Genomic DNA, 22,471 nt, shown 5'->3' with positions numbered 1-22,471 from the left:
AGATGGTTATTCATCCTTGAGAGTCTGAATTATCCTATTATTTAGACTCTCAGATGGTTATTCATCCTTGAGAGTCTGAATAACTAAATGAGCAAGATGTTCATCACTGGCAAACATCCCGATAAGCCGCACACAAAAAATCCCGGCAGACGTCTGCCGGGATTCTATTATTTCTGTGGCTTTGTTGAGTGCAGTGATGGATGCGGGTTCTCCAGTTCAGGCACTGTGCCTTCTACATAGACTTTGGATTCATATTTGAACTGACCATCGCCTGCTGGTGTTGCGCCATTAGCCCAAGAACCTTGTGCACTCTCTTCTGAGCTTGCTGAATGGTTATAAAGAGAGAAAGCGATGTCTTCACGTTCCAGTTTACGGTCAAACGAACCTGGAGTAATCTTACCTTCAGCGGCCTCAAGTTCTGCGATAGCCTGCAGCCATAAATTCTGGTGATAAGAGTCACGAGCGATCAGCACAGCGAGCATATCTTTCAGTCATGGATCATCTGTCATCTCATAGATACGGACAGCCTACGTGCGGCCCTGTGATTCTGCATTTAAGTTAGCGCGGAAGTCGGCAAGTTAGTTACCGCTTGAAATGATATAGCTACCCATCCAAGGATTGCCGACACTGTCAGCCGGACGGGCGTTCATGCCAGAGACCATCGCATGCTGCGGGTTCATGCCGCTGAGAATAGCTGCCGTGGCAGGATCTTTCATCGCTGCTTCCTGATGTTCAATCGAAGTACCATTTAGCAGACGTCCGACCATCGTTGCCAGCATCTCGATATGGCCTAATTCCTCAGTACCGAAGTACCGATATCAAGAAGCAAGTCCTTATAATGTTCATTACCTTTTCTGACGCCCCAGCCCTGGAACAGGTACTGCATCGCGACACTCATCTCGCCGTACTGACCACCGATCAGTTCCTGTACACGTTTAGCCATCAGCGGATCCGGTTTAACTGGCTTTGCTTCAAACTGTAAATGTTTATCGTGTAAAAACATAGTATGCCTCCTCAATGATTAAAAAATAAACAGACTGCACGGGCAGCCTGTCTTTATTATGCTTCTTTTGATACCATTCTGACTAAAGCACGAGCGATTGCTGATTTCTCTTCGCCTTCAGCATTGTTCCATAATTCGTTCAGCACTTTTTCTTCACGGTTTTTCGGTTCTTCGTTTTTCGCTAAGTGATCCGCTACTTTTTCAGCAGCTTTCGCAACTGTTTCTTCACTGAAACCGAGTTTCTCAGCTTTTTCGACTTTGCTGCCTAAATAGCTTGTGAACTGATTGAAGCTTTCTAAAATCTGGTCTTTCTCTTCCTGGCTCAAGTTATTGACTGCTTGTTCTGGATTAAGATTTGACATGATTAGCGCTCCTTTTTCAGACACGTGGTCTCTATTTATAACCGGTAACGATAACCGGAAATATCATGTAATAAACATTCACTATGAATAATGATGTCTGATGCTGCACAAGAGTTCAGCGCTTATAGCACTGATTCTGTCCATAAAAAAGCAGAAGCATCAGCTCCTGCGTTACATAGTGATACTCATTTTCGGTCCGAAAGGCTCAAAATGAATCTGCTCGCGTGCAATACCCATGGCAGTGAGTGTCTTCAGCATCACTTCCATAAAGCTGACGCTGCCGCACATGTAGATTTCTTCCTCGCCTGTTAATATACCTTCAAGCTTTTCTTTCGTCAGACGGCCTGCAGATTCTGAATAATTGAAGTAGAACTGCACATTCTCCTGGTTATGAAATGCAGTGATCTCATCCTTAAACGGTACTTCCGCACAATTATATGCAGAATGAATGAATTTGATGTCTTTTCCTTTAGCCGCCTGCTCATGCAGCATCGCCATTAAAGGTGTCATCCCGACTCCTCCGCTGATGAAAGCGAGCGGACGGTCTGTCGCCTTGACTGTGAACTCTCCTGCCGGTGCAGACACCAGAATCTCATCCCCTTCTTTGAGCGTGTCATGCAGGTAGTTGGAGACAGCCCCTTTTACCTCACCGTGAACATCACGCTTGACGGCAAACTCAATTCCTTTAGTTATATCGGTATGACAGATGGAGTAGTGACGGAGCATATCATTCGGATCACCTTCCGGATGAACTTTCACTGTGATATACTGGCCGGCAGTGACAGGTTTCAGCTGGACGTTGTCAGCCGGCTGCACAGTAAATGATTTGATGTGTGTCGCCTCTTCCTTGATTCGTACGACTTTAAACGGCTTGAAGCCCTGCCACTCTGCTTCGTCGTACAGTGCTTTCTCCATCTGGATGAAGACATCGGCAATGACACCATAGGCTTCTGTCCAGGCATTGATAATCTCAGGTGTCGCTGCTTCACCTAACACTTTCCTGATGGCATAGATCAAGTTCTCGCCGACAATCGGATAGTGCTCCGGCTTGATCTCAAGCGCTCTATGTTTATGTGCAATCTGATTGACGTTCGGTATAATCGCTTCTAAATGATCGATATGCTTCGCTGCCGCTAAGACAGTCTGTGCGAGCGCGGTCTGCTGACGCCCCAGTTTCTGGTTGGTCTTATTAAAGATATTCAATAGTTCCGGGTGTTCTTCAAACATATGCGCGTAGAATACGGATGTGATTTCAGTACCATGCTGTTCCAGTACGGGTACCGTTGCTTTGACGATATCTCTCGTTTCCTGTGATAACATATAGCGCCTCCTAAAAGATATATTTTAAATACATCTTTAATCTTAACGTTAAAATACTCTATAGACAATGCCTAATAATTTTGTTTAAAAAGTTGTCACATTCTATCTGTTAAAAAACTGTCATGGCACTGATACTCATTTCTGCACTATAATAAAAGCAAGGAGGTCTGAACATGAAACTAACCTTATACTCAGATTACTCACTCCGCGTGCTCATGTATCTCGCGTCGCAGTCAGAACTGACTCAGATAGACGAAATTGCAAAGTTCTACAATATTTCAAAGAACCACCTGACAAAGGTTGTCCATAACCTGGCACTAGAAGGCTATATCTTATCTGTCAGAGGCCGCGGCGGCGGCATTAAACTGAACAGACGGCCGGAAGATATCAACATCGGTCAGCTCATCCGTAAGACAGAAGAGCACTTTGATCTCGTGGAGTGCTTCAACCCGGAGACCAACACCTGTCCGATCATCGGTAAATGCGGACTGCAGCCTGTACTCAGTCAGGCGCTTTTCGCTTATCTGCAGGTGCTGGATCAGTATACATTGAAGGATATAACACCCTGCACTAAATAAGACACTTGCGACACTCATGAGAGTAGCGCAGGTGTCTTATTTACGGACCGGCAGTCAGAGTCCAGGTCAGTGTACCTGTATAAGTATCAGCAGCTGCCTGAAGCGGATTGGTTCTGAGCAGAATGCCATTCTCACTTGTCCATTTTGTTTCTACTTCTCCAGCCGTCGCTGTCGCAGCTGCTTTCGTCTTATCTGTGACTTTGACAGCAGATTTTAGAGAACTGATCGATGAACCTTCCTTAAAGACGAGCGCATCATCCAGAACATCGCCCTTCGTGCTTGTCATCTGCTTTGTCGCCTGAACAGTGACATTCCAGCTGCCGCTTGTCTTGGTATCCTTGACACGCAGACTGAAATCAACCGGAGAAAGCCTAGGGATAATCAGGCCCGGATTACTTTGGATCGTTGTTGTCTTGAATATGATATCAGCAGGCTGAACCAGTTCAAGAACTGTACCGTTTACTGTACGGGAGACAGCAGATGACGTATAGCTGTTCTGCGTCGCCGTGAACTGCAGGACATCATCTTTCAGGAGTGAACCGGCTGGCACAGTGAATGTAAAGTTACCACTAGAGTCAGCTGTCACTGTCTGAGTGGCATTCGTCCGTGTGTTTTTCATCGTCACCGTTGAACCAGCTGGCGCAGTGCCTGTTATCGTCTTTGCATCATCATAGATCGTCTGCTGCGGATTAGGAACAGCCGTCTCGGGCACGAACTGCAGACGACGCATGGTCGGCGCAAAATCTGTATTGAAGTTCGCAGGCATACCGGAGATAGCAGTCGTCGCAGACTGCATTTTAAATGAACCGCTTGCAATGATAGCAGTCTGTTTATCCGGTGTCGTTTTACTGACATCTGTCAGCCAGCTTCTGACTGCCATATTGGTGATATTGAATGTCATCACGTCTGACTTTGTGAATATCTGACCGGTCGGGTTGATAAAGTCGACTTTAGCAGCACTATCGATATTATAAGTGAATGGTCTTGAGACGTTGATCGCTTCAGAAGTGCTTGTCCCTGTTTTTTCGAATATCAGCTTACCATTCGATTTGACATTGACAGTGACAGGGTTGCTGCTGGCATTCGCATAAATCACATCGCTGGCAGACTTCAATGTGACATTTGCACTGCTATTCACATCTATAGTCACAGGATCATTGTTGAACTTGAACGCATTCGCATTAGTGTTAATATTGACTGTTGAGCCTGCATCAAAAATAATATTACTCATCTGTGAAGCGGCTGCATTCGAAAGATTGACATAAATCCCTTTGTTCCCACTCAAATTCATCGTACTGCCTTGGCCTACACGGACTTTATAAGGACGATTTGAGTCAAAATGCAGCACGTCACCTGAAGTCGCTTTAATATTGACTGTCGCATTATTGCCGATATTAAGCCCTGTATTCGCTACTGACGAAACATTGACATTCTTAAAAAGGAAACCGTTCTTCGGATTCGTAATATCAAGGGAAGCACCGTCATGCACAATGATATTGCTGTAGCGCGCCATAAATTCAGGTCCTGCAATAGTGACCGTGTTTCTACCGTAAAAATGCAGTGTGCTGTCATAGCCGGCACCTAAGTGGCTGCTGCTGCGGTTCGCACTGTTATAAGTCACATTTGAATATTTAAGCTGTCCTACTTTACCATCTTCAAAACTGGCAAATCCGCGGTCAATCCCTGCATCTGTATTGATCAGGTTAGCTGCATTCTGAATAATCAGCTCATTGACAGCTGATGCCGCTGGTACACGTAAACTGTCTGAGTTACCGAGTTCAAGCGAATAGTTATTGACATCGATCACTTTCATACCTGTTGAGCCGTTTACATTATTGGCATTTGAATTGACAATATTATTCTTCAGGATAACCACTTCGACAGTTGCATCTCTGACGGCTGAATCGAATTCAGCTGCTGTCGATACACAGGCAATCTTACCGGTCACCGCTTTACTGAAAACACCCGTGTTATTGGCAGCATTATATTCACTTACAGTCGGACAAGTTGACGAAGTGGTCAGAGATCTGACCGTGGTTGAAGGCGCTAAAGAAAGAGAGAAAGTCCGTGGCATCAGCGGTTCCTCTTGCATAACCACTGATTCTACTGTCGGCTCTTCTGTTGATTCTTCTGTCGTCGGGGTCTCTGTCGTCGGCTCTTCTGTTGATTCTTCTGTCGTTGGGGTCTCTGTCGTCGGCTCTTCTGTTGGTTCTTCTGTCGTCACAGTCTCTGTTGTCGGCTCTTCTGGTGATTCTTCTGTCGTCACGGTCTCTGTTGTCGACTCTTCTGTCGATTCTTCTGTCGTCGCGGTCTCTGTCGTCGGCTCTTCTGTTGATTCTTCTGTCGTCACGGTCTCTGTTGTCGGCTCTTCTATTGAACCCGCTTCTGTCGTCGCTGTCTCTGTTGTTGGCTCTTCTGTTAAACCCGCTTCTGTCATCGCCGTCTCTGTCGTCGGTTCGTCAACTAGCCCAGTACAGTCAAAAGGACCGTCCAGTACGATTTCCTCTTCAGCAGATTCAGTGACCACATCTGCAGTTAATTTATTCATACCTTGCTCAACCTGCACTTTATCATCAGCAAGAAGAGGCGTGCTGAGTAACAGTTCATAAGTCCCATCGCTTTTAACAGTTAGCGGATATTCAGTCTCATTGACTTTTATAACCAACATTTTATCTGCAAGAGCCGAACCCATGATTTTCTTATCCTGAGTCTTAGGTGATGTAAGTTTAAAGACAGTCTGCTCACAAGTAGCGGCTACTGCTTGCCCGCTATAGGGGAAGAGTGTCACTAAAATCAACAGGACCATCATATATTTAATCAGCTGATCTTTCATCACCATCTACTCCTTCACTTTTCTCTTCAACCTCATTACATAGTAAATTAATCCACCAATAATGAACATCAGAGCAGCGATTGCATAATACCACCAGTTGGATTCCTGTTCAAGTTCAATGGCTGCATTATTAACCTTTTCAGCCTGTACTTCATCGATCATAAATGATTTCTCAAACTGGTAATTTTCTTTTCCTTTTTTAAAAGAAGCTTTATAAATATATTTCCCGGGTTCCAGCGGTTTATTATCAAACATCAGCGGAATATCAAAAATGCCTTGAGGCGCAATAGCGAAATTATCAATCTGATGCGCAAATAAAGGCTTCTTACCTTTTTCTCTGAATACCTGCTCTTTGAACTTCATTTTACCCATAAGCAGCGGCTGCTTATTAACAAACTGTGCAACGATTGCTGTACGTTCATCAACCAGCTTGGGTGTCACGGATTTAAGCTTAAGCTCAGGCTTGAGTTTTTTATGGTTCGCCTTCTCGTGCAGTCGCACCGCAATAGCATAAGCATAATTATTTTTAATCGTCAAACTGTCAGTCGCTTCATCATCAGACTTCTGCAGAAAATGTAATCCCCCGAGAATCTCACCATCAAATCCCTTTTTAGGAACCTTGATAGGGATAGTCGTTGTATAAGTTTCACCTGAATCAAGACTGATATGTTTTTCCCGCACATCTGCTATTTTACTGAAAGGATATTTGACACCTTTCTCTTTCAAAGAACCATCATAAATCAGTAAACCATTAGCATTCGTAGCGGCAGAACTCGCAGATACTTCAATCTCAATTTTTTTAGTCGTGCTGTTATAAAGCCTGACCTGAAGATCCTGTTTCTGATTCGCTTCGACGGCCAGGTCATAGTATCCCCGCACATCTGCAGACTGGTTTTCTGGAAGCAAAGGTTCAACTGAAAAAGGCACTTCGCCTGTTTCAGCAAAAGCAACTGTCGGCACAACCATAAGCAGCAATAACAATAGGACTGTTTTTTTCATTTAATTACCTCGTTCTATAATAAAAGTGCCCCAGGCTGAAAGCCTAGAGCCATTAATGTCATTATACTATTGAGCAGGTGAGGCACTCAAGGTCCAAGTGATTGTTGATGTATGAGTTCCTGGCGTCGCTGCTGCCTCAGGGACTGTCAAGGTTACTTTTTCATTTGTCGCGTTTGAAGATATCCAGCTTGTCAACCATGTACCAAGACCTTGCGCTGTCTTCAAGTCTGCTGTCTTTGCCGCTGCATTTACAACTGGAGCTGCTGCGCCGGCTGTCGGTAAGACGATTGAAGCATTTGGCAGAGGCGCAGGTGTCGAAGAAGTAGAAGCTTCAGCACCATTGTTCAAAGTGATTGTTGAACCTGGTAATGTTGATGCACTGCCATCAGTGAATGCACTCGCTTGCGCAGTGACATTCCATCCTTCACCTGTACCACGGCGGTCTGAAACCTGAATATAAGGTTGAAGTGTTGTAGACTGATATACAGTTGTTGCCGGATTGATTGCATGTGTACCGAACTCGATATTTGATACAAAGTCAAGTGTGAGGGGGCCACCAACCGTATTCACGGTACCTTGCGTAGGCGCATCCGGATTATTTGTACCGGGTGCAGTAGGTAATTTAGGTGTCACTGTATCAGTCGGAGCTGTAAAAGTGACTTTAGCAGTAGAATCTGCTGCAAATGCACTTGTACTTACGAACGGAGCAACGGCTAAACCTGCGATTAATGTAGTAGCTAAAATTTTATTAGTTTTCATCATATTCTCCTTTTAATTAGCGCCTCTATGCTGGACGTTTTAACAAAGAGAATTATATCATGTAAGATTTAAATAAAAGCATTATTTTAATTTTCTTTTTAATTTAATTTCCCCGTAGTAAAAATAAAAACTTTTAAATAGTAAATTAATGCTTTAATATAATAATGATATCTTATAAAAACCCTTATTAACCAAACTTTTTTTATATTTCAATATAATAGTTACCGCCCTATTGTCTAGTAAATATAGACAGATCGAAAATTAGAGTGTGGCAACATGATTGTGTTGTCAAATGTAACATATTAAGTACAGAAGTCATTTTTATTTAACAAAAACAACATATCAATAGCACCGCTATTTCTTAGATTATCCTGAAGAACATCAGCATTTGCTGCTCAACTTTCTGCCGAAGCGTATACCTGGTAATTCTATATAGCGGTAGCTCCAAGCTGCAGTCATTATACTTAAGACAGAGACAGTGAGCAGCACCCCTAGATATTGCAGCATACTATCTGCTCGATACACATGAAGATAACGTAGTACGGTCATCGCTATTTCAATGAAGAAAAAGTGAATGAGATAGACGCTAAAACTGATTTTCCCTAAAAAGACCAGAAACTTATTCACCAGAAGACGGGACTGATATTGGGATAACTGAAAAGCAAAAAATGAAAACAGCAGACCGTAGAGATAATGATTAAAATAAAGCCAGTAGCCGGTGAATCTAAAAGTAGACAGCACCATCACTATGCTGATTGTCATGACCATTAATACTTTAAGAGCACTTCGACGCCACTTCAGATGCTGCTCAGACCACTCTACTATGAAGTAAAGAAGAATGCCCATACAGAACACCGGCAGCTGATTAGGGAACCAGTAGAAGTAATACATATATAGACGCGGATCATAATCATAGTACTGCAAAGATAATATTGTTACACCGATACCCAGCACCACGATAAGCAGCGTCACAATGATTCCTGACCTGACATCTCTTATCATATAAAAAAGGATCGGCAGTAATAGATAGAACAGCACTTCATTAGAAATCGACCAGCCACCCGGCACAAGACTGAACAGCCAGTCCATCCGGATGATATTCATAAAGCTCAGTGTCCCGAAGATAGCAGACAGACTATAGGTGCCTAGTGCATGAGTCATGCCTAGCGCGTACTTCAGCATGTTAAAGATCAGATAGAACAGAAAAGCAGCATAAAAAGTAGGCGCAATTCTGAAAAAACGTTTCATATAAAAGGCTTTCAGATTCAAGTTACCGCTGCGGTGAATCGAAAGCATGAGTGTGTTAGTAGCGGTGTTAAAATCCTCAATAATAACGTTTTAAAATTCCCCAAAATTAACGGATAATCTATATCAATTGGTGTAGATTGGAAGTGATTTTGAAGATGACGTTATTAATGGAGGATTTTTTTATAATCAGGGAGTTAAGAAATAAAGGCTGGACAGTGTCAGCCATTTCAAAGGAAACAGGATTTGATCGTAAGAAGATATCAAAGTATCTGAACAGCGGGGCTGCACCTACGGTGACCCAACGAAAATCAAAAGGAAGTAAGCTTGATCCCTACAAAGGATATCTGGAGAAGAGAATCAGTGAAGGAACAACTAACTGTAATGTGCTCATCGAGGAAATCAGAGCACTTGGCTATGACGGAAAGACGACAATCCTCAGAGATTTTGTCAGACCACTGAGGTCGAAGAAAGGTGTCCAGGGTACAGTCAGATATGAAACAGTACCAGGAAGACAGGCTCAAGTTGACTGGGCTGTCAATGTGGGAACATGCATCGTAGATGGCAGTAGACAGACAATCCACGCATTTCTTATGGTGCTCAGTTACTCCCAGAAAAGGTACATTGAATTTACTATCGATATATGACCCAGGAGACACTGATGAAGTGTCATATGAATGCATTCAGCTATTTCAACGAGGTGCCGGAACAGATTCTTTATGACAATATGAAGACCGTCGTCACCAGACATAGTGTCAAACAGATAAGATTCAATAAGAAATTCGAGGATTTTCTCAACTATTACGAAGTGTGCCCCAAGGCCTTTAAACCATTCAGAGCCCAGACGAAAGGTAAGGTTGAAAGAGCCGTCTCCTACTTAAAATCAAATTTCCTTCAGCGGAAAAACCTGCCCGATAACCTGGCGGAGTTGAATCAGGAAGTGATCAGCTGGTTGGACCGCATGGTCCATATTAAAGTCAATCAGACAACACAGAAGAGTCCGAATGAAATGTTTGATGTTGAGCATAAGGCACTTAGGAAATGGGGCGTCAGACCTCTCTACCGTATGGAGCAATGGGAACAAAGAACGGTTTCGAAGGACTGTTTCATCTCTTTCCGCGGCAGGCTTTACTCAGTTCCCCATCGATTCGTAGGTGCACAGCTTAAGCTCAGATTCAGGGATGGTTTCCTTGAAGTTTTTGATGGAATTGAATGTGTCGCAGTGCACAAAGTAAACGCCGGCAAGAAGATGATAATGGATGACAGCCATTACCACGGACTCCCAGGAACAAAAAAAGAACAGTCTCACCATCACTCCGCTGGTTTGCCGACCCTGGAGTTAGAGGAGACTGTTCCTGTCCCGGAAATAGAAAATCGTCCACTGTCTTCGTATATCCAATATGAGGAGGAGTACAATCGATGAAACAACAGCTGGAACACCGTCTTAAATTCCTCGGACTTGAATACACAGCTCTACACATTGATCATCTGGTGGGGGATGCTTCCAGAGATAATATATCATATTTAGATTTCCTAATAAATCTGGTTGACGATGAGTGGGAGCAGCAGGAAAAGCAGCTGCTTGAAAAACGTATTCAAAAAGCGCGTTCTCCTTTCAGTAAAAGTATCAGTGATTTCGATTTCGAATTTCAACCAAGCGTCAATGAGAAACGGGTGAAGGAGACACTGACATGCCGGTTTATTGACAACGGGGAGAATAGAATACTGCTTGGTCCCCCCGGAGTGGGAAAAACACATCTGGCGATCAGCTTCGGTATGGAGGCACTGATTAAGGGGTATACTGTCAAATTTATAACAGCTGACGAATTCGTCAGTGAATGCCGTAAGGCATCAGCAAAAGAAACATTACATTATTTCATCAATCGAATGAGTAAGCCAGATATACTCATCGTTGATGAGTTAAGCTATTTTCCCTTCGATAAACTGACTGCCAATACGTTCTTTCAGATTGTATCTAAAAGATATGAACGTGGCGCCATGATACTCACCTCAAATAAATCCTATGTCGAATGGGAGAAAGTATTTGGTGATGATGTACTGGCAACAGCTATTCTTGATCGCCTGCTTCATCATTCAGTCACATTCAACATCAAAGGGGAATCTTTCAGAATGAAAGAGAAGAAACAGGCGGGTATCGTCCCGGTTCAACTTTAGCAATAAGTGAGGAATTTTATTCCGTTGTTTTTGAGGATTTTTAAGTCGTTATTGACAGGACAACAAACAGCAATACATCCCGCTACAAAGCTGTCGGTTATATCTCCAATAAAGATGGCTGGGCCGGTCGCGGCATTGAGTCGATGGGTGCCGGTTTCGTCATTGATGACTATACGATTCTGACCAATGCGCACGTTATCGATAATAAAAATGGCACAAAATCAAATGTCAGTTATGTCCGCTTCATGATGAACCGGGACGGTGCCCATATCCCTTACAACTTTAAGGTCAAAGATATCATTAAGATTCCTTATGCTGATCTCGCTGTCCTCCATACTTACACGAAGCTCTCGAATTACGTCCGACCGCTTCCCCTGGCTCCTGACTGGAAGATCATGAGCCTGAAGAAAGGCACCCCTCTTTATTCAGTGGGCTATCCTTATCATGGCACGGATGATTATACACAACGCTACTGGAATCAGGCGATGTTCCTGGCGCAAAGTGCCAATAAAACTGAACTAATCATGAAAGATAAGTTCAGAGCAGGTGCCTCAGGCTCTCAACTTGTAGACAGTAATTTCAATGTCTACGGGGTCAGAACATACAGTCATAAACTCTACAATGTCAATGATGATAAATATGGCTACGTGGAACTTGCAGGTGCCGAGTCACTTTATGGCTATTCAGGTGCTAAAGTACTGCAATATAGCTATTAAAAAAGAAGCAAGGATGAAGTGTTACTCATCCTTGCTTCTTTTTCTATGATTGACGATTTAATTTTTTAATCCATTTCCTACCGAGCTGTATGCCTGGCCATTCCAGATAATGATAACTAAAATGTGCTGCGATTATAGAAAGAATATAGACACTTAATAACATCAAGACATAACTTAATATATTACCGGGCTCATAAAGGTGGAGAGCTTTCAGGCATTTTAGTAACATTTCTACAAAGAAGAAATGAATTAAATACATGCTGAAACTGATTTGTCCGATATAGACTAAAAAATGATTAACAAATATTTTCGTCTGCGTCACAGAGAGACAAAATGCAAATAAACTGAACAATAAGCCATAAAGATAATGATTGAAGTATAAGAGATAGCCTTCAAACTTCATAGTGGATAAGGCTATCATTAAAAAGACACTGAGCCATAAAAAAATATTCGCCATTTGAGGAGAGAACCGTGCTTCCTTACTATAAGAAACAATGAAAAACAAAAGGATGCCCATGCAAAAAATAGGCAGCTGATTAGGAAACCAGTAGAAATAGTACATATAAAGCTTGGGATTATAAGTATAATAATGAAGAGATAACATAGTAAGAGCAATACCTGCCATCATCGTTAAAATCAGCCAGATAAAAGCCTGCTTCAAGGACCGGCACGTAACATAAATAAGCGGCAACACTAAATAAAATAGAAATTCATTGGAAATAGACCAACCTCCAGGTACGAGACTGAACAACCAGTCCATCCTTAGCACATTCAAAAAGGCGAGTGTACCTATTACATTAGAGGTGAGATAAGCACTTAAGGCATGATCCTGATGCAGAATATATTTAATCACGTTAAACAGGAAATAAAAAAGGAAGGCCATATAAAATGCTGGTGCTATTCTAAAAAACCGTTTGATATAAAATGACTTTAATTCAAGCTTCCCTGCACGTTGCAATGAAAGCATCAACGTAAAGGCACTGACAATGAAAAACAATTGAACGCCACGTGAACCATTCTTGCCAATATGAAAGGTAATAGGAAGTAATTCTGGGAAAGCTACTGTTACATGAGTCGTCATAACCCCTAATATCGCCAGGCCACGGAGAGCATCAAGATATTCAATTTTCTTATTCATAACATCTCTGTCCTATCACTATTCATCTATCCATCTGAATAAGCCGAGACGATAGCCGATATTATTTTTCAACTCAGATAGCCAAAGATTCAAGGCATCCGGTCTCTCATACCAGGAGCGACCCTTGGCATCAGGCGCACTAACATAGAAGAAAACTTTATTACCTTTATAACGCTCAAAAATTTCCTTCGCTCGTTTCAGATGATAATCACTTGTCACCACGATACCAGATTGCATATGATAGCGATTCATTAGGTTATTCACAATCGTACTATTTGTAAAAGTACTCGTCGCTTGATTATCGACAAGCAGCCGATCTGCGGGGATACCTAGACGAATGGCTTGCTGATAGATATCATCAGACTTCGTCGTATCGGCAGGGGACAGAATCAGATAAGGTGCAAGCCCCTGCTTATAGAGTTCAACCGCCTTCTCAATCCGTCCTGTATCTCCGTTCAATACGACAATTACATCACTCTTAATAGGCACATCGCTTTTAGTCGTCTGTAAACTTTCTACTAATACGAATGATGAGAACAACATGAGGAGTGTAAGGATAATCAACACAGCCTGCTTGGTCGTCTTCATCATATTAGAACAATCCCAGGAATTTCTTTCTCTTTTTTGAGCTGGACTTCTTCGTATAATGCGTTTCCATCTTCTGGGGTGGCTTCACTCGAACATCTTTATTATGGAGAATAGCCTCAGCATTAGCCTTCAGACGCTCAACGTATTCCGAGCCTAATTCCCGTTCAACAACATCATAGGCTTCCTTAAGCAAGAATGGACGCGTCTCAGCATTGTGGGCGTCGCTGCCGATGATATGAACGAGATTATGCTTGATCATCTCAAGCGATGTCTCCTGCAGATTGTCACCCAAATCACCGGTCACAGAAGCTGACGTAACTTGTGCAATGGCTCCCTTTTCAATCGCATCGAATAACTTATCGGGATTCTTGATCAGCGGCTTACAGCGTTCAGGATGCGCAATTAGCGGTACATAACCATTCATCTGAAGCTGGTACAGTAGTTGTTCTGCGAAATGCGGATAATCAGAGAACGGAAACTCAATTAGCACATACTTAGAGTCATTCAGCGGCATATTATAGCCTGACTTCAGCTCATCGATGACCTTCTCATTGACGCGAATCTCGTGACCCGGGTAAACCTTGATATCGATCTGCTGTTCATTAATAATACGCTCAATATCCTTAATATTCAGCAGAACCGTTTCCTGTGGATTCAGCCAATCACCCGAGTAGTGATGAGGTGTAACAATAATATCAGTGATGCCTTGATCCTCAGCCTGATGTAATAATTCAATGACATCTCCCTCAGACTTCGGCCCATCATCGACACCGATAAATAAATGGTTGTGGATATCTATCATACAATTCCCTCCATATATTAACTCTTCATCTAGCTATATCATTTTAATAATTATGAGAGAAACAGATAGAACAATCTGTTTAAAAGAACAAGTTACTCTTAAATTTAATAATCTAGGCTTGAAAACAGAATAAGAACCCAGAAATGAAGAATGATTTGCTTTCTTAAATGGATAAAATTATTAAAAACTATATGTAACATAGAAGAACCAAGAGTTGACATCATTTAATCCCTTGATTATTTATCGCTTTATTATTTAACTTATAATCACAAATTTATTATAATCAAACATTGCATCATATACTTAAATATTTGCAGCTCGATACTCAGGAAAAAATGAAACTTCTTCTTCAAATCCTCTTTTTTCCAGTAAATCATTATAAACTTCATGATTGAAAATTTTCTTTCCAATAGAAAATCTTAAGTTACTATTTTTATTAAACTTTTTTTTATATTGTAATAAACTATCTTCCCTAGAGCCTAACCCGCCCCCTAAATGGAAAGTTTCATAGCCATTTTTAGCACCCCATAATGCAACTTCTGTCAGTATAAGATTATTGGGGGCGAGAGAATGATATTCATCTTTAGTACCTGATAGATGGTAATGTAATTTTCTATTACCTAGCAAAATAATAGCTGCAGAAATTATCTCCTCGTTCAAAACTGCATAGAAAATTAAAAAATTTTGTTTTAAATTTTCAAAATAACTACTATAGTAATCATTCTTAAAAAAGTAGTAAGAATCAGCTTGGTCTCGAGTCATTGTTTCTTCATATATTTCTATAAATTTAGGGAGTATTGATTTTGAATTTGTACAAAATACTTCTATACCTTTTCGACTTGATTGTCGAATCTTTGAACGATGTCTTGCTTGCATATTCTCCCATACCATTTTGGTAGAATGAAGATTAATTGCAACAGTTTCGCCCAGTGTAGTTACATCATAATAATTCTTTAAAAGTTCAATATTATTTTGAATAGGATTAAATCTTACAAACTCACTTACTATATTTTTTTTAGTACAATATTCATTATACAGTCTAAAATATTCTTCAATCTCTAACTTATTATCGCCTTGAATTAAAGTTCCACCATAGCCATAAGGAGAAACAAAATCAAAATATTTATTTCTAGGTAAACTTTTAAAGTTAGGATTTTTAGATATATCGCGTTTTAAAACTACATTAATAATTTCGGTAGTTTCTGATTTGTAAGTAAATAAAATAGGGTCACCGTCCCCATTTATTCTATATGATTCTACATAGCCCCATTGATGATACACATCAGCCTGATTAGACTCCTCAATAAAGCCTTCCCATTCCTCTCTTTGTTTAAAAGAAATGACTTTAAACATGTTATGACCCCCAATAATTACTGACGTTCTATATCAAGATCTTGTAAAATATGATTGTTGCCTTCAACTATATCTTCTTGCTTAACTACCTTTCCAATAGTCTTAAGTAATATTTTCAAATCATTAGAAAAAGATATATTTTCCACATATTCTACATCTAACATAAGACGTTTGTCCCACGATAACAAATTTCTTCCATTAACTTGAGCTAAACCTGTTAAACCAGGTCGAACATCATGTCTTCGAGACTCAATATCTGAATAATAAGGTAAGTATTTTATTAATAATGGTCTAGGGCCGACAAAACTCATTTCACCTTTGACAATATTAAATAGTTCAGGTAATTCATCTAAACTCGTACGTCTAAGCATTGTACCAAATGTTGTTAATCTCTGCTCATCTGGAAGCAGATTTCCTTCTTTATCTTTTTCATTTGTCATTGTTCTAAATTTATACATGTTAAATATCTTTCCATTTTTACCTGGTCGCTTCTGTTTGAATAGTATAGGGCGGCCATGATATTTTAAAACTAATATTGAGATTATTAACATAACTGGCCATAACATGATTAATAATAAAAGTGAGATGAGCAGTCCTAAAGGTCTTTTCAAAAAATTTGCATACATGATTATTCTCTTACCTTTCGTGAAAGTAAAACCTTTTCTTCTTGGAAACAGAGTTTTTCATATAATTTACGTGCAATCACATTATCGGAATCAACGTTTAAATCTACTAACTCAATGTCATTTTCTTTTGCTGTCTCCATGCAAAAGTCTATTAATTGTTTAGCGTACCCTTTTTTTCTATGATTTTCATCTACCGATATAAATGAGATATGAATTCTATTTTGACCGGCAAATAAACGTTTATAAAACCAAATTAAAGATACAACCTTTTCATCTTTTATATGACCATAGATATATGTATTCTTCGAAGAAATGTAATCGCATAATTGCTGATATTTTTCTTCTGCTATGCTTTTTTCTTTTATAACATCATCTAAAAGACTAATAATTTCTTCTCTATTTTTTGTAATAAGATTGATATTTAATCTTTCCATATCTTCTCCATATTAATAATTTTATTTAAGGAAACTTTTAATTTTATCACAGACAAGTCTAACGTCTTCATCTGACATAATCGATGCTGATGGCAAACAGATACCATTATCAAATAGATATTTAGAAACATCCTCGTTATGTTTAAAATATTTCGCCCCCTCAAATAAAGGTTGGAGATGAAGCGGTTTCCATACAGGGCGAGATTCAATGTTGAATTCTGCTAAATGATGAATTAAATCGACTGTTGTAACACTTACAACTTCAGGATCGAGCGTCATCGCAGTTAGCCATCTATTTGAGAAAGTCCCTTCAAGTTCAGGCATTAAATGAAGTCCTTTGATTTCTGCTAATTCTACAGCATAAATATCAAAGATTTCCCTTCTTCGCTTAACACGTTGGTCTAATACTTCCATCTGTCCTAGACCGATACCAGCACAGACATTACTTAAGCGATAGTTGTAACCCACTTCGCTATGCTGATAATGCAGAGCTTGATCTCTTGACTGAGTAGCCAAAAACTTAGCTTTTGCAATCAATTCCTGATCGTCAGACAGTAACATCCCTCCACCTGATGTCGTGATAATCTTATTGCCATTAAATGAGAAGATTGAAAACTTACCAAATGTTCCAGACTTTTTACCTTTATACGATGAACCTAAACTTTCAGCTGAATCTTCAATAACCGGGACACCATATTCATTACAGATTTCAAGCAATTCATCCATCTTAGCAACCTGGCCGTATAAGTTGACAATGACAACTGCTTTTGGCAACTTGCCTCTTGCTTCTGCCTCAACAAATGCTTTTTTCAAGGCTACAGGTGACATATTCCAAGTATCAAATTCACTGTCAATAAATACGGGCTCGGCTTTCTCATAGAGAATCGGATTTGCACTCGCAATAAATGTGAGAGATGAACAGAAGACAGTATCACCTTGCTGAATATCTAATAGTTTAAGTGCCAAATGAATAGCTGAGGTCCCACTTGCTAGTGCAGTGGATGCCTGACGCCCTACATATTTAGCGACTACTTCCTCAAATTGATCAACGTTTGGCCCCAGAGGTGCCACCCAGTTATCATCAAAAGCAGATTGAACATATTTCAATTCGCTTTTTCCTATATCTGCTATAGATAAGTGTATTTTATTGTTCAATATCGTTCATCCTTTCTACTTAATTTACAAATTAAAAGAATTAAAATATTTTTCACTTATAACTAAACTAGTAAAGTTAGTCTCTAAAACTTTTCTTCCTATATTTCCTAACTTTATTCTTTCTGTTTTTGACAGATTATAAAGTTCTAATACCTCCTCTTTAGAAGATTTATTTAAAGGAATTTTATGGACTGACTGAATATTGTCTATAGGTGTATATTTAACATTACTATGAAAAATAATAGGTTTCGCTGCTGCTAAATAGTCAAAAAACTTATTCTTACTTATTCCATATTTGAAAACTTCTCTTTCTTTTAATCCGCACCATAATATATCTGAATTAGACAGAATATTAGGCACATACTTAGAATCAATAGCCCCATATAATTTTACATTTATCAAGTTATTGCTTTTAATGATATTTTCCAACTTTCCTTTCTCAGTACCGTCACCAAAAATATTAATATTAATTTCTTTATTATTCCTTAGTTGTTTAGCTAAATCTAATAGATTTTCTAATCCTTCACTTTTGGAGAGTGAACCTATATAAGTAATGTTAAACTTATCGGGTAGTTTTCTGACAAATATTTTATTGTTATTATCAAATTCCTCAATATTAATACCATGAGGAACATAGTGAATCTTATCCTGATCTACATTAAAATTATCTAGAAGATATTTATCTGCTTTAGGCGCTGTCACTATAATAGAATCTGCTTTATTATAATATCTTCTCTCAAGAAATTTTATACTAATATTAATAAAGGGCCACATTAATTTCGGAACATCTTCATAAATACTTAGTGGCCAAATGTCTCGAATTTCAATTACGAATTTACTATTATATTTTTTTGATAACTGATATGCAGATATCCAACAAAATGGATGAACTGAAGAACCTACAATTACATCAGGAGATTGATAGAATTTTAAGTTTATTGTTTTATATACATAATGGAAATAATTTATTAATCTTCCTAAATCGTTTTTATATCTTGGCAATGTCTTAATTGATATAAAATTGAAAAGATTATTCACATAGTCCTTTCTTAACTTATCATTATGTATATATTTTTTTGTACTATGATTAAATGAAGAAGCAATTAACTTTACATCATACCCCATTTTACTTAAATCTCTAGCAATAAGATAATGTCTCCCTCTACTACCGTATTTATTTATAGAAGCATGGTGATTTAAAATTACTATAGTATTAGTATTCATTCTTTCCTCCTGCTTTATTATTAAATGTAAGGTAGTTTATAACTAATCCAAAAAAAATCCATAACTCAGTTCTTAACCAAATATCTGAACTAACAAGTAATCTACCCATTGCCAGCGACAAGAATAACAGAAAAGTAATTTTCCATTCTTTAGAATTACATTGAAGTAGAATCTTTAAAATGATAAGAGATATTATACAAAATAGAATTAGCCCTACTATTCCGAATTCAACTGCAATTTGTAGAACAAAATTATGAAATGAAGTGTCAGAGACTGAGAAGCTATAACCAAATCCATTGCCTATTATAGGACTATCTATGAAATAATTTAAAGCATCTTTATAAATATCATCTCTTCCTGAAAGACTAGATACAAAACCTTCCTCTATCATTTTATTAAATTTTAAAAGGACATAAGATCCATTAAAGTAATTAACGAATACAAGATGCACAATACTCTTAAAAAATTCAGAAATCAAAAGGAAATATCCACTGATTATTAAAACGGTCAATAATATAAAATTTCTAAAATTAATTTTTACGATAAAAATTATATAAAGTATCAAAAATAAAATTAATACAATAAATACTCCTCTATTACCATAAAGAATCATTAATGCACAGGTTATCAAATAGAAAATGAGACTAATTATCCTATTTTCTTTGCGCATTACGTCATAACCTAATATTAGTGCTGAAGGTACTAAAGCATAACCAATTCTCATATAATTTATTTCTTGATTAATATGAAAGATAAATATGCCGACTATGATAGAAAATAGATTAATATAAGATAATTTTTTCAAATAATTTATCAAATTGTGAATAGAAATTTTATTTGAAGCAACATAAAATGCTGATAAACTTTTCACTACAAAACTGATAGTAATAAAAATAAAAGTACTATAATCTACACTATGAATAAAATAACTGCTAAGAAAAATAATGAAAATAAATATGCAAATTATCGTTAAATATAAAGAAATTTTAAGTCGATTAATAATTAAACTTATAAGTAGCAATAACGCAGTACATACGATATATAAATATTCTACTTCTATTAGTTTATTAAAGGGGAGTAATATTCCAAACTGAAATAGAAAAATTGATACAATTAATGAATTATACTTTTCACTGTTTTTCATATGTACCCCCTTCTGAAATAGTTGAAGATCCTTCAATTTTGTTTAATAAAAGCAAATTAATTATAAATAACATTATATAAAATAAACTCATGATTGAAACATATCCTAGTAAAGTTTGTTGAAAATTAAAATTGAAGTACGGCATACCTATTAAAATAACAACCACAAAAATAAATCTTACTAATTGCCAATAAAATATTATTTTTTGCTTATTTAAAAATTCTAAAGTATTAGCAATTGGTATGAATATAAACTGACTAATAGAATATATTAATAAAATCCTTAAAGTTCTTTCACTATTTTCTAAATTATTTCCAAATATCAATATTAGAATATTTTCTCCATACAGATATAACAATATTGATGGACATATACTGAGAGCAAAAAGAATAAGGACTATTTTTTTCATAAATATTTTTAAATCACTATATTTATGATTCGTTATGTATTCTTTTAAACGATTAGTGTATGCCTGTCTAACAGCTTGGCTAATAAGTTTTATTGGAACCACAAGAACTCTTTGTAATATAGTGAATAATCCTATAAGAGGTTGTTGAAAATATAGAGCTAAGATTATTGGAGGCGATTGCATTACAAAATTATTCGTTATACCTGAAATAGAACTGTATTTTGCATAATCACTGTATATTTTTAAATATTTTATGCCCTCCCTTAATTTCACATTTAATAAATATATAAATTGTTCTTTAGTCAAACTTTTAACTAATACAGTTATTCCTGACCACCTAGATATTGAATCTCCTAATATTAAACCCTTATTTAAAGATAATACTCCGCCTAATAGTTGAACAACTACTAACGTGAGTGTCTGTTGGATTGTAGAAATTGACAATGATTTAAACTTACCTTCCGAAATTGCAAAATGCTCAAATACATTGAATATACCAATACCAACTAGACTTAATAATAATAATATATACATAAATGTATTATTGAAATATTCAACAATACTCCAAAACTCCAATAACATTAAAATTATTACAACCAATAATGCATTTATTATAACCAATAGAATCAACAATTTTAGCAACTTTAGTTTTTCTTTTAATACTGAAATATTAATAAATGCTAATTCATACCTTAGAGATAAAGAGTACATGAATATTGAAAGGAATGATGTAAAAATAGCTAGTTGTCCAAAATTCTCAAGTGAAAATAACCTAGTGAGTAATGGGGAAGTCAAAAATAACAATAACTGAGCTAAAAAAGTTCCTGATGACAACGCTAATACATTTTTTACAAACTTATTTTCAAATTTATTTTTCATAAATTCCTACTAATCTTTGACATAAAAACTTATATTGATTTATTTACTCATAATAGTAATAGTCTGATCCTGCTTCATTAACATCAAGTTCATTAAGCACAACGCCAAGTATATGTGCCTCACTTTTTTCTAACTCATTCTTTGCACTAATCACTTTATCTCTATGCCCATGATTAGCATTAACAACCAATAATGAGCCATCAACCAGATTCGCAATGATTTTTGAATCGGTAACAGCAAGTACAGGTGCGGTATCGATAACAATCACATCATATTCTTGATCTAGATGGTTCAATAAGTCTTCCATCACTTTAGAACCTATCAGTTCCGCAGGGTTGGGTGGTACAGGACCCGAAGTGATTAAATGAAGTTTTTCGACTTCAGTCTGTTTCAACACATCAGCTAATTTCGCTTGTCCTGCAATCAGATTTGATAACCCCATCGCATTGGTATCGGAAAAAATCTTATGCTGTGTCGGTTTACGCATATCAGCATCTATCAGAATTGTTTTGTAGCCTGCCTGCGCAAAAGCGACAGCAGTGTTTGCTGAAACCGTGGATTTTCCTTCTCCTGGCTCAGATGATGTAATCATGACGCGTTTAACTGCATTATCTGATGAGGTAAAAAGAATATTCGTTCTTAACGTTCGAAATTGTTCTGAGATAACGGATTTCGGACGATTAAGTATTTCTAACTGATTAATGTTCGCTTTTCTTCTCTTAGCCATAG

General features: G+C 37.9%; 20 protein-coding genes and 2 pseudogenes. 4 read left to right on the top strand and 18 right to left on the bottom strand.

Annotation, left to right across the window (positions count from 1 at the left end; genetic code table 11):
• Positions 1-167: 167 nt before the first annotated feature.
• The 3 genes and pseudogenes from MGG13_RS04165 to MGG13_RS04155 form a co-directional block, all read right to left on the bottom strand.
• A pseudogene (locus MGG13_RS04165) lies at positions 168-1,003 on the bottom strand (manganese catalase).
• A gap of 56 nt (positions 1,004-1,059) precedes the next feature.
• A complete protein-coding gene (locus MGG13_RS04160) occupies positions 1,060-1,365 on the bottom strand; it encodes a DUF3243 domain-containing protein (RefSeq protein ID WP_239035476.1) in 306 nt (101 codons plus the stop codon).
• Between the two features lie 171 nt (positions 1,366-1,536).
• Positions 1,537-2,685 (bottom strand): globin domain-containing protein, encoded by a 1,149-nt coding sequence (locus MGG13_RS04155; RefSeq protein ID WP_239035475.1) that lies wholly within the window; start codon positions 2,683-2,685, stop codon positions 1,537-1,539.
• A gap of 173 nt (positions 2,686-2,858) precedes the next feature.
• Between MGG13_RS04155 and MGG13_RS04150 the strand changes: the two genes are divergently transcribed.
• Positions 2,859-3,263 (top strand): RrF2 family transcriptional regulator, encoded by a 405-nt coding sequence (locus MGG13_RS04150; protein ID WP_133431124.1) that lies wholly within the window; start codon positions 2,859-2,861, stop codon positions 3,261-3,263.
• A 40-nt stretch (positions 3,264-3,303) separates the two neighbouring features.
• On the opposite strand, the gene MGG13_RS04145 is transcribed toward MGG13_RS04150, so the two are convergent.
• The 4 genes from MGG13_RS04145 to MGG13_RS04130 form a co-directional block, all read right to left on the bottom strand.
• Positions 3,304-6,096, bottom strand: a complete 2,793-nt coding sequence (locus tag MGG13_RS04145; protein WP_239035474.1) for an Ig-like domain-containing protein — start codon at positions 6,094-6,096, stop codon at positions 3,304-3,306.
• A 6-nt stretch (positions 6,097-6,102) separates the two neighbouring features.
• Entirely contained in the window at positions 6,103-7,095 is a 993-nt protein-coding gene (locus tag MGG13_RS04140) for a WxLIP family cell surface protein (protein WP_239035473.1), read from the bottom strand.
• A 66-nt stretch (positions 7,096-7,161) separates the two neighbouring features.
• The gene (locus MGG13_RS04135; protein WP_239035472.1) at positions 7,162-7,854 is read right to left on the bottom strand and encodes a WxL domain-containing protein; all 693 of its coding nucleotides are present in this window, start codon (positions 7,852-7,854) and stop codon (positions 7,162-7,164) included.
• Positions 7,855-8,235: 381 nt separating this feature from the next.
• Positions 8,236-9,150, bottom strand: coding sequence for an acyltransferase family protein (locus MGG13_RS04130; protein ID WP_275416166.1), 915 nt, complete (start codon positions 9,148-9,150; stop codon positions 8,236-8,238).
• Between the two features lie 119 nt (positions 9,151-9,269).
• Between MGG13_RS04130 and istA the strand changes: the two are divergent.
• The 3 genes and pseudogenes from istA to MGG13_RS04110 all read left to right on the top strand — a co-directional run bounded on the left by istA (position 9,270) and on the right by MGG13_RS04110 (position 11,990).
• Positions 9,270-10,522, top strand: a pseudogene (gene istA, locus MGG13_RS11385) (IS21 family transposase).
• The gene (istB, locus tag MGG13_RS04115; RefSeq protein WP_239035468.1) at positions 10,519-11,274 is read left to right on the top strand and encodes an IS21-like element helper ATPase IstB; all 756 of its coding nucleotides are present in this window, start codon (positions 10,519-10,521) and stop codon (positions 11,272-11,274) included. The pseudogene istA and the gene istB overlap by 4 nt, the downstream one beginning before the upstream one ends.
• Before the next feature lie 50 nt (positions 11,275-11,324).
• Positions 11,325-11,990 (top strand): S1 family peptidase, encoded by a 666-nt coding sequence (locus MGG13_RS04110; protein WP_338041250.1) that lies wholly within the window; start codon positions 11,325-11,327, stop codon positions 11,988-11,990.
• A 43-nt stretch (positions 11,991-12,033) separates the two neighbouring features.
• On the opposite strand, the gene MGG13_RS04105 is transcribed toward MGG13_RS04110, so the two are convergent.
• The 11 genes from MGG13_RS04105 to MGG13_RS04055 form a co-directional block, all read right to left on the bottom strand.
• A complete protein-coding gene (locus MGG13_RS04105; RefSeq protein ID WP_239035466.1) occupies positions 12,034-13,128 on the bottom strand; it encodes an acyltransferase family protein in 1,095 nt (364 codons plus the stop codon).
• A gap of 18 nt (positions 13,129-13,146) precedes the next feature.
• Positions 13,147-13,671 carry a YdcF family protein gene (locus MGG13_RS04100; protein WP_239035465.1) on the bottom strand — a complete coding sequence of 175 codons (525 nt, stop codon included), beginning with the start codon at positions 13,669-13,671 and terminating at the stop codon, positions 13,147-13,149.
• A 49-nt stretch (positions 13,672-13,720) separates the two neighbouring features.
• Entirely contained in the window at positions 13,721-14,518 is a 798-nt protein-coding gene (locus MGG13_RS04095) for a tyrosine-protein phosphatase (protein WP_239035464.1), read from the bottom strand.
• 303 nt (positions 14,519-14,821) lie between these two features.
• Complete coding sequence (locus tag MGG13_RS04090; RefSeq protein WP_239035463.1) at positions 14,822-15,871, bottom strand: GNAT family N-acetyltransferase; 1,050 nt, start codon at positions 15,869-15,871, stop codon at positions 14,822-14,824.
• A 17-nt stretch (positions 15,872-15,888) separates the two neighbouring features.
• Positions 15,889-16,497 (bottom strand): sugar transferase, encoded by a 609-nt coding sequence (locus tag MGG13_RS04085; protein WP_239035462.1) that lies wholly within the window; start codon positions 16,495-16,497, stop codon positions 15,889-15,891.
• A 2-nt stretch (positions 16,498-16,499) separates the two neighbouring features.
• A complete protein-coding gene (locus tag MGG13_RS04080) occupies positions 16,500-16,931 on the bottom strand; it encodes a GNAT family N-acetyltransferase (protein WP_239035461.1) in 432 nt (143 codons plus the stop codon).
• A gap of 21 nt (positions 16,932-16,952) precedes the next feature.
• Entirely contained in the window at positions 16,953-18,086 is a 1,134-nt protein-coding gene (locus tag MGG13_RS04075; protein WP_239035460.1) for a DegT/DnrJ/EryC1/StrS family aminotransferase, read from the bottom strand.
• Between the two features lie 24 nt (positions 18,087-18,110).
• Positions 18,111-19,310 (bottom strand): glycosyltransferase family 4 protein, encoded by a 1,200-nt coding sequence (locus MGG13_RS04070; RefSeq protein ID WP_239035459.1) that lies wholly within the window; start codon positions 19,308-19,310, stop codon positions 18,111-18,113.
• A complete protein-coding gene (locus MGG13_RS04065) occupies positions 19,300-20,454 on the bottom strand; it encodes an O-antigen ligase family protein (RefSeq protein ID WP_239035458.1) in 1,155 nt (384 codons plus the stop codon). Before MGG13_RS04065 ends, MGG13_RS04070 begins: the two co-directional genes overlap by 11 nt.
• Positions 20,441-21,742, bottom strand: coding sequence for a lipopolysaccharide biosynthesis protein (locus tag MGG13_RS04060; protein WP_239035457.1), 1,302 nt, complete (start codon positions 21,740-21,742; stop codon positions 20,441-20,443). The genes MGG13_RS04065 and MGG13_RS04060 overlap by 14 nt, the downstream gene beginning before the upstream one ends.
• Positions 21,743-21,785: 43 nt before the next feature.
• Positions 21,786-22,469 (bottom strand): CpsD/CapB family tyrosine-protein kinase, encoded by a 684-nt coding sequence (locus tag MGG13_RS04055; protein ID WP_239035456.1) that lies wholly within the window; start codon positions 22,467-22,469, stop codon positions 21,786-21,788.
• Positions 22,470-22,471 lie beyond the last annotated feature (2 nt).

Origin of the sequence: Macrococcus brunensis (assembly GCF_022343725.1) — a bacterium.
GTDB lineage: Bacteria > Bacillota > Bacilli > Staphylococcales > Staphylococcaceae > Macrococcus > Macrococcus brunensis.
The sequence above is the reverse complement of the archived record's forward strand: the minus strand, read 5'-3'. Positions and strand labels throughout refer to the sequence as shown.

Excerpts from the sequence above, each read along its gene's own strand:
- MGG13_RS04160 (WP_239035476.1), bottom strand. The coding sequence starts at position 1,365 with ATGTCAAATCTTAATCCAGAACAAGCAGTCAATAACTTGAGCCAGGAA.
- MGG13_RS04155 (WP_239035475.1), bottom strand. The coding sequence starts at position 2,685 with ATGTTATCACAGGAAACGAGAGATATCGTCAAAGCAACGGTACCCGTA.
- MGG13_RS04150 (WP_133431124.1), top strand. The coding sequence starts at position 2,859 with ATGAAACTAACCTTATACTCAGATTACTCACTCCGCGTGCTCATGTAT.
- MGG13_RS04145 (WP_239035474.1), bottom strand. The coding sequence starts at position 6,096 with ATGAAAGATCAGCTGATTAAATATATGATGGTCCTGTTGATTTTAGTG.
- MGG13_RS04140 (WP_239035473.1), bottom strand. The coding sequence starts at position 7,095 with ATGAAAAAAACAGTCCTATTGTTATTGCTGCTTATGGTTGTGCCGACA.
- MGG13_RS04135 (WP_239035472.1), bottom strand. The coding sequence starts at position 7,854 with ATGAAAACTAATAAAATTTTAGCTACTACATTAATCGCAGGTTTAGCC.
- MGG13_RS04130 (WP_275416166.1), bottom strand. The coding sequence starts at position 9,150 with ATGCTTTCGATTCACCGCAGCGGTAACTTGAATCTGAAAGCCTTTTAT.
- istB (WP_239035468.1), top strand. The coding sequence starts at position 10,519 with ATGAAACAACAGCTGGAACACCGTCTTAAATTCCTCGGACTTGAATAC.
- MGG13_RS04105 (WP_239035466.1), bottom strand. The coding sequence starts at position 13,128 with ATGAATAAGAAAATTGAATATCTTGATGCTCTCCGTGGCCTGGCGATA.
- MGG13_RS04100 (WP_239035465.1), bottom strand. The coding sequence starts at position 13,671 with ATGTTGTTCTCATCATTCGTATTAGTAGAAAGTTTACAGACGACTAAA.
- MGG13_RS04095 (WP_239035464.1), bottom strand. The coding sequence starts at position 14,518 with ATGATAGATATCCACAACCATTTATTTATCGGTGTCGATGATGGGCCG.
- MGG13_RS04090 (WP_239035463.1), bottom strand. The coding sequence starts at position 15,871 with ATGTTTAAAGTCATTTCTTTTAAACAAAGAGAGGAATGGGAAGGCTTT.
- MGG13_RS04085 (WP_239035462.1), bottom strand. The coding sequence starts at position 16,497 with ATGTATGCAAATTTTTTGAAAAGACCTTTAGGACTGCTCATCTCACTT.
- MGG13_RS04080 (WP_239035461.1), bottom strand. The coding sequence starts at position 16,931 with ATGGAAAGATTAAATATCAATCTTATTACAAAAAATAGAGAAGAAATT.
- MGG13_RS04070 (WP_239035459.1), bottom strand. The coding sequence starts at position 19,310 with ATGAATACTAATACTATAGTAATTTTAAATCACCATGCTTCTATAAAT.
- MGG13_RS04065 (WP_239035458.1), bottom strand. The coding sequence starts at position 20,454 with ATGAAAAACAGTGAAAAGTATAATTCATTAATTGTATCAATTTTTCTA.
- MGG13_RS04060 (WP_239035457.1), bottom strand. The coding sequence starts at position 21,742 with ATGAAAAATAAATTTGAAAATAAGTTTGTAAAAAATGTATTAGCGTTG.
- MGG13_RS04055 (WP_239035456.1), bottom strand. The coding sequence starts at position 22,469 with ATGGCTAAGAGAAGAAAAGCGAACATTAATCAGTTAGAAATACTTAAT.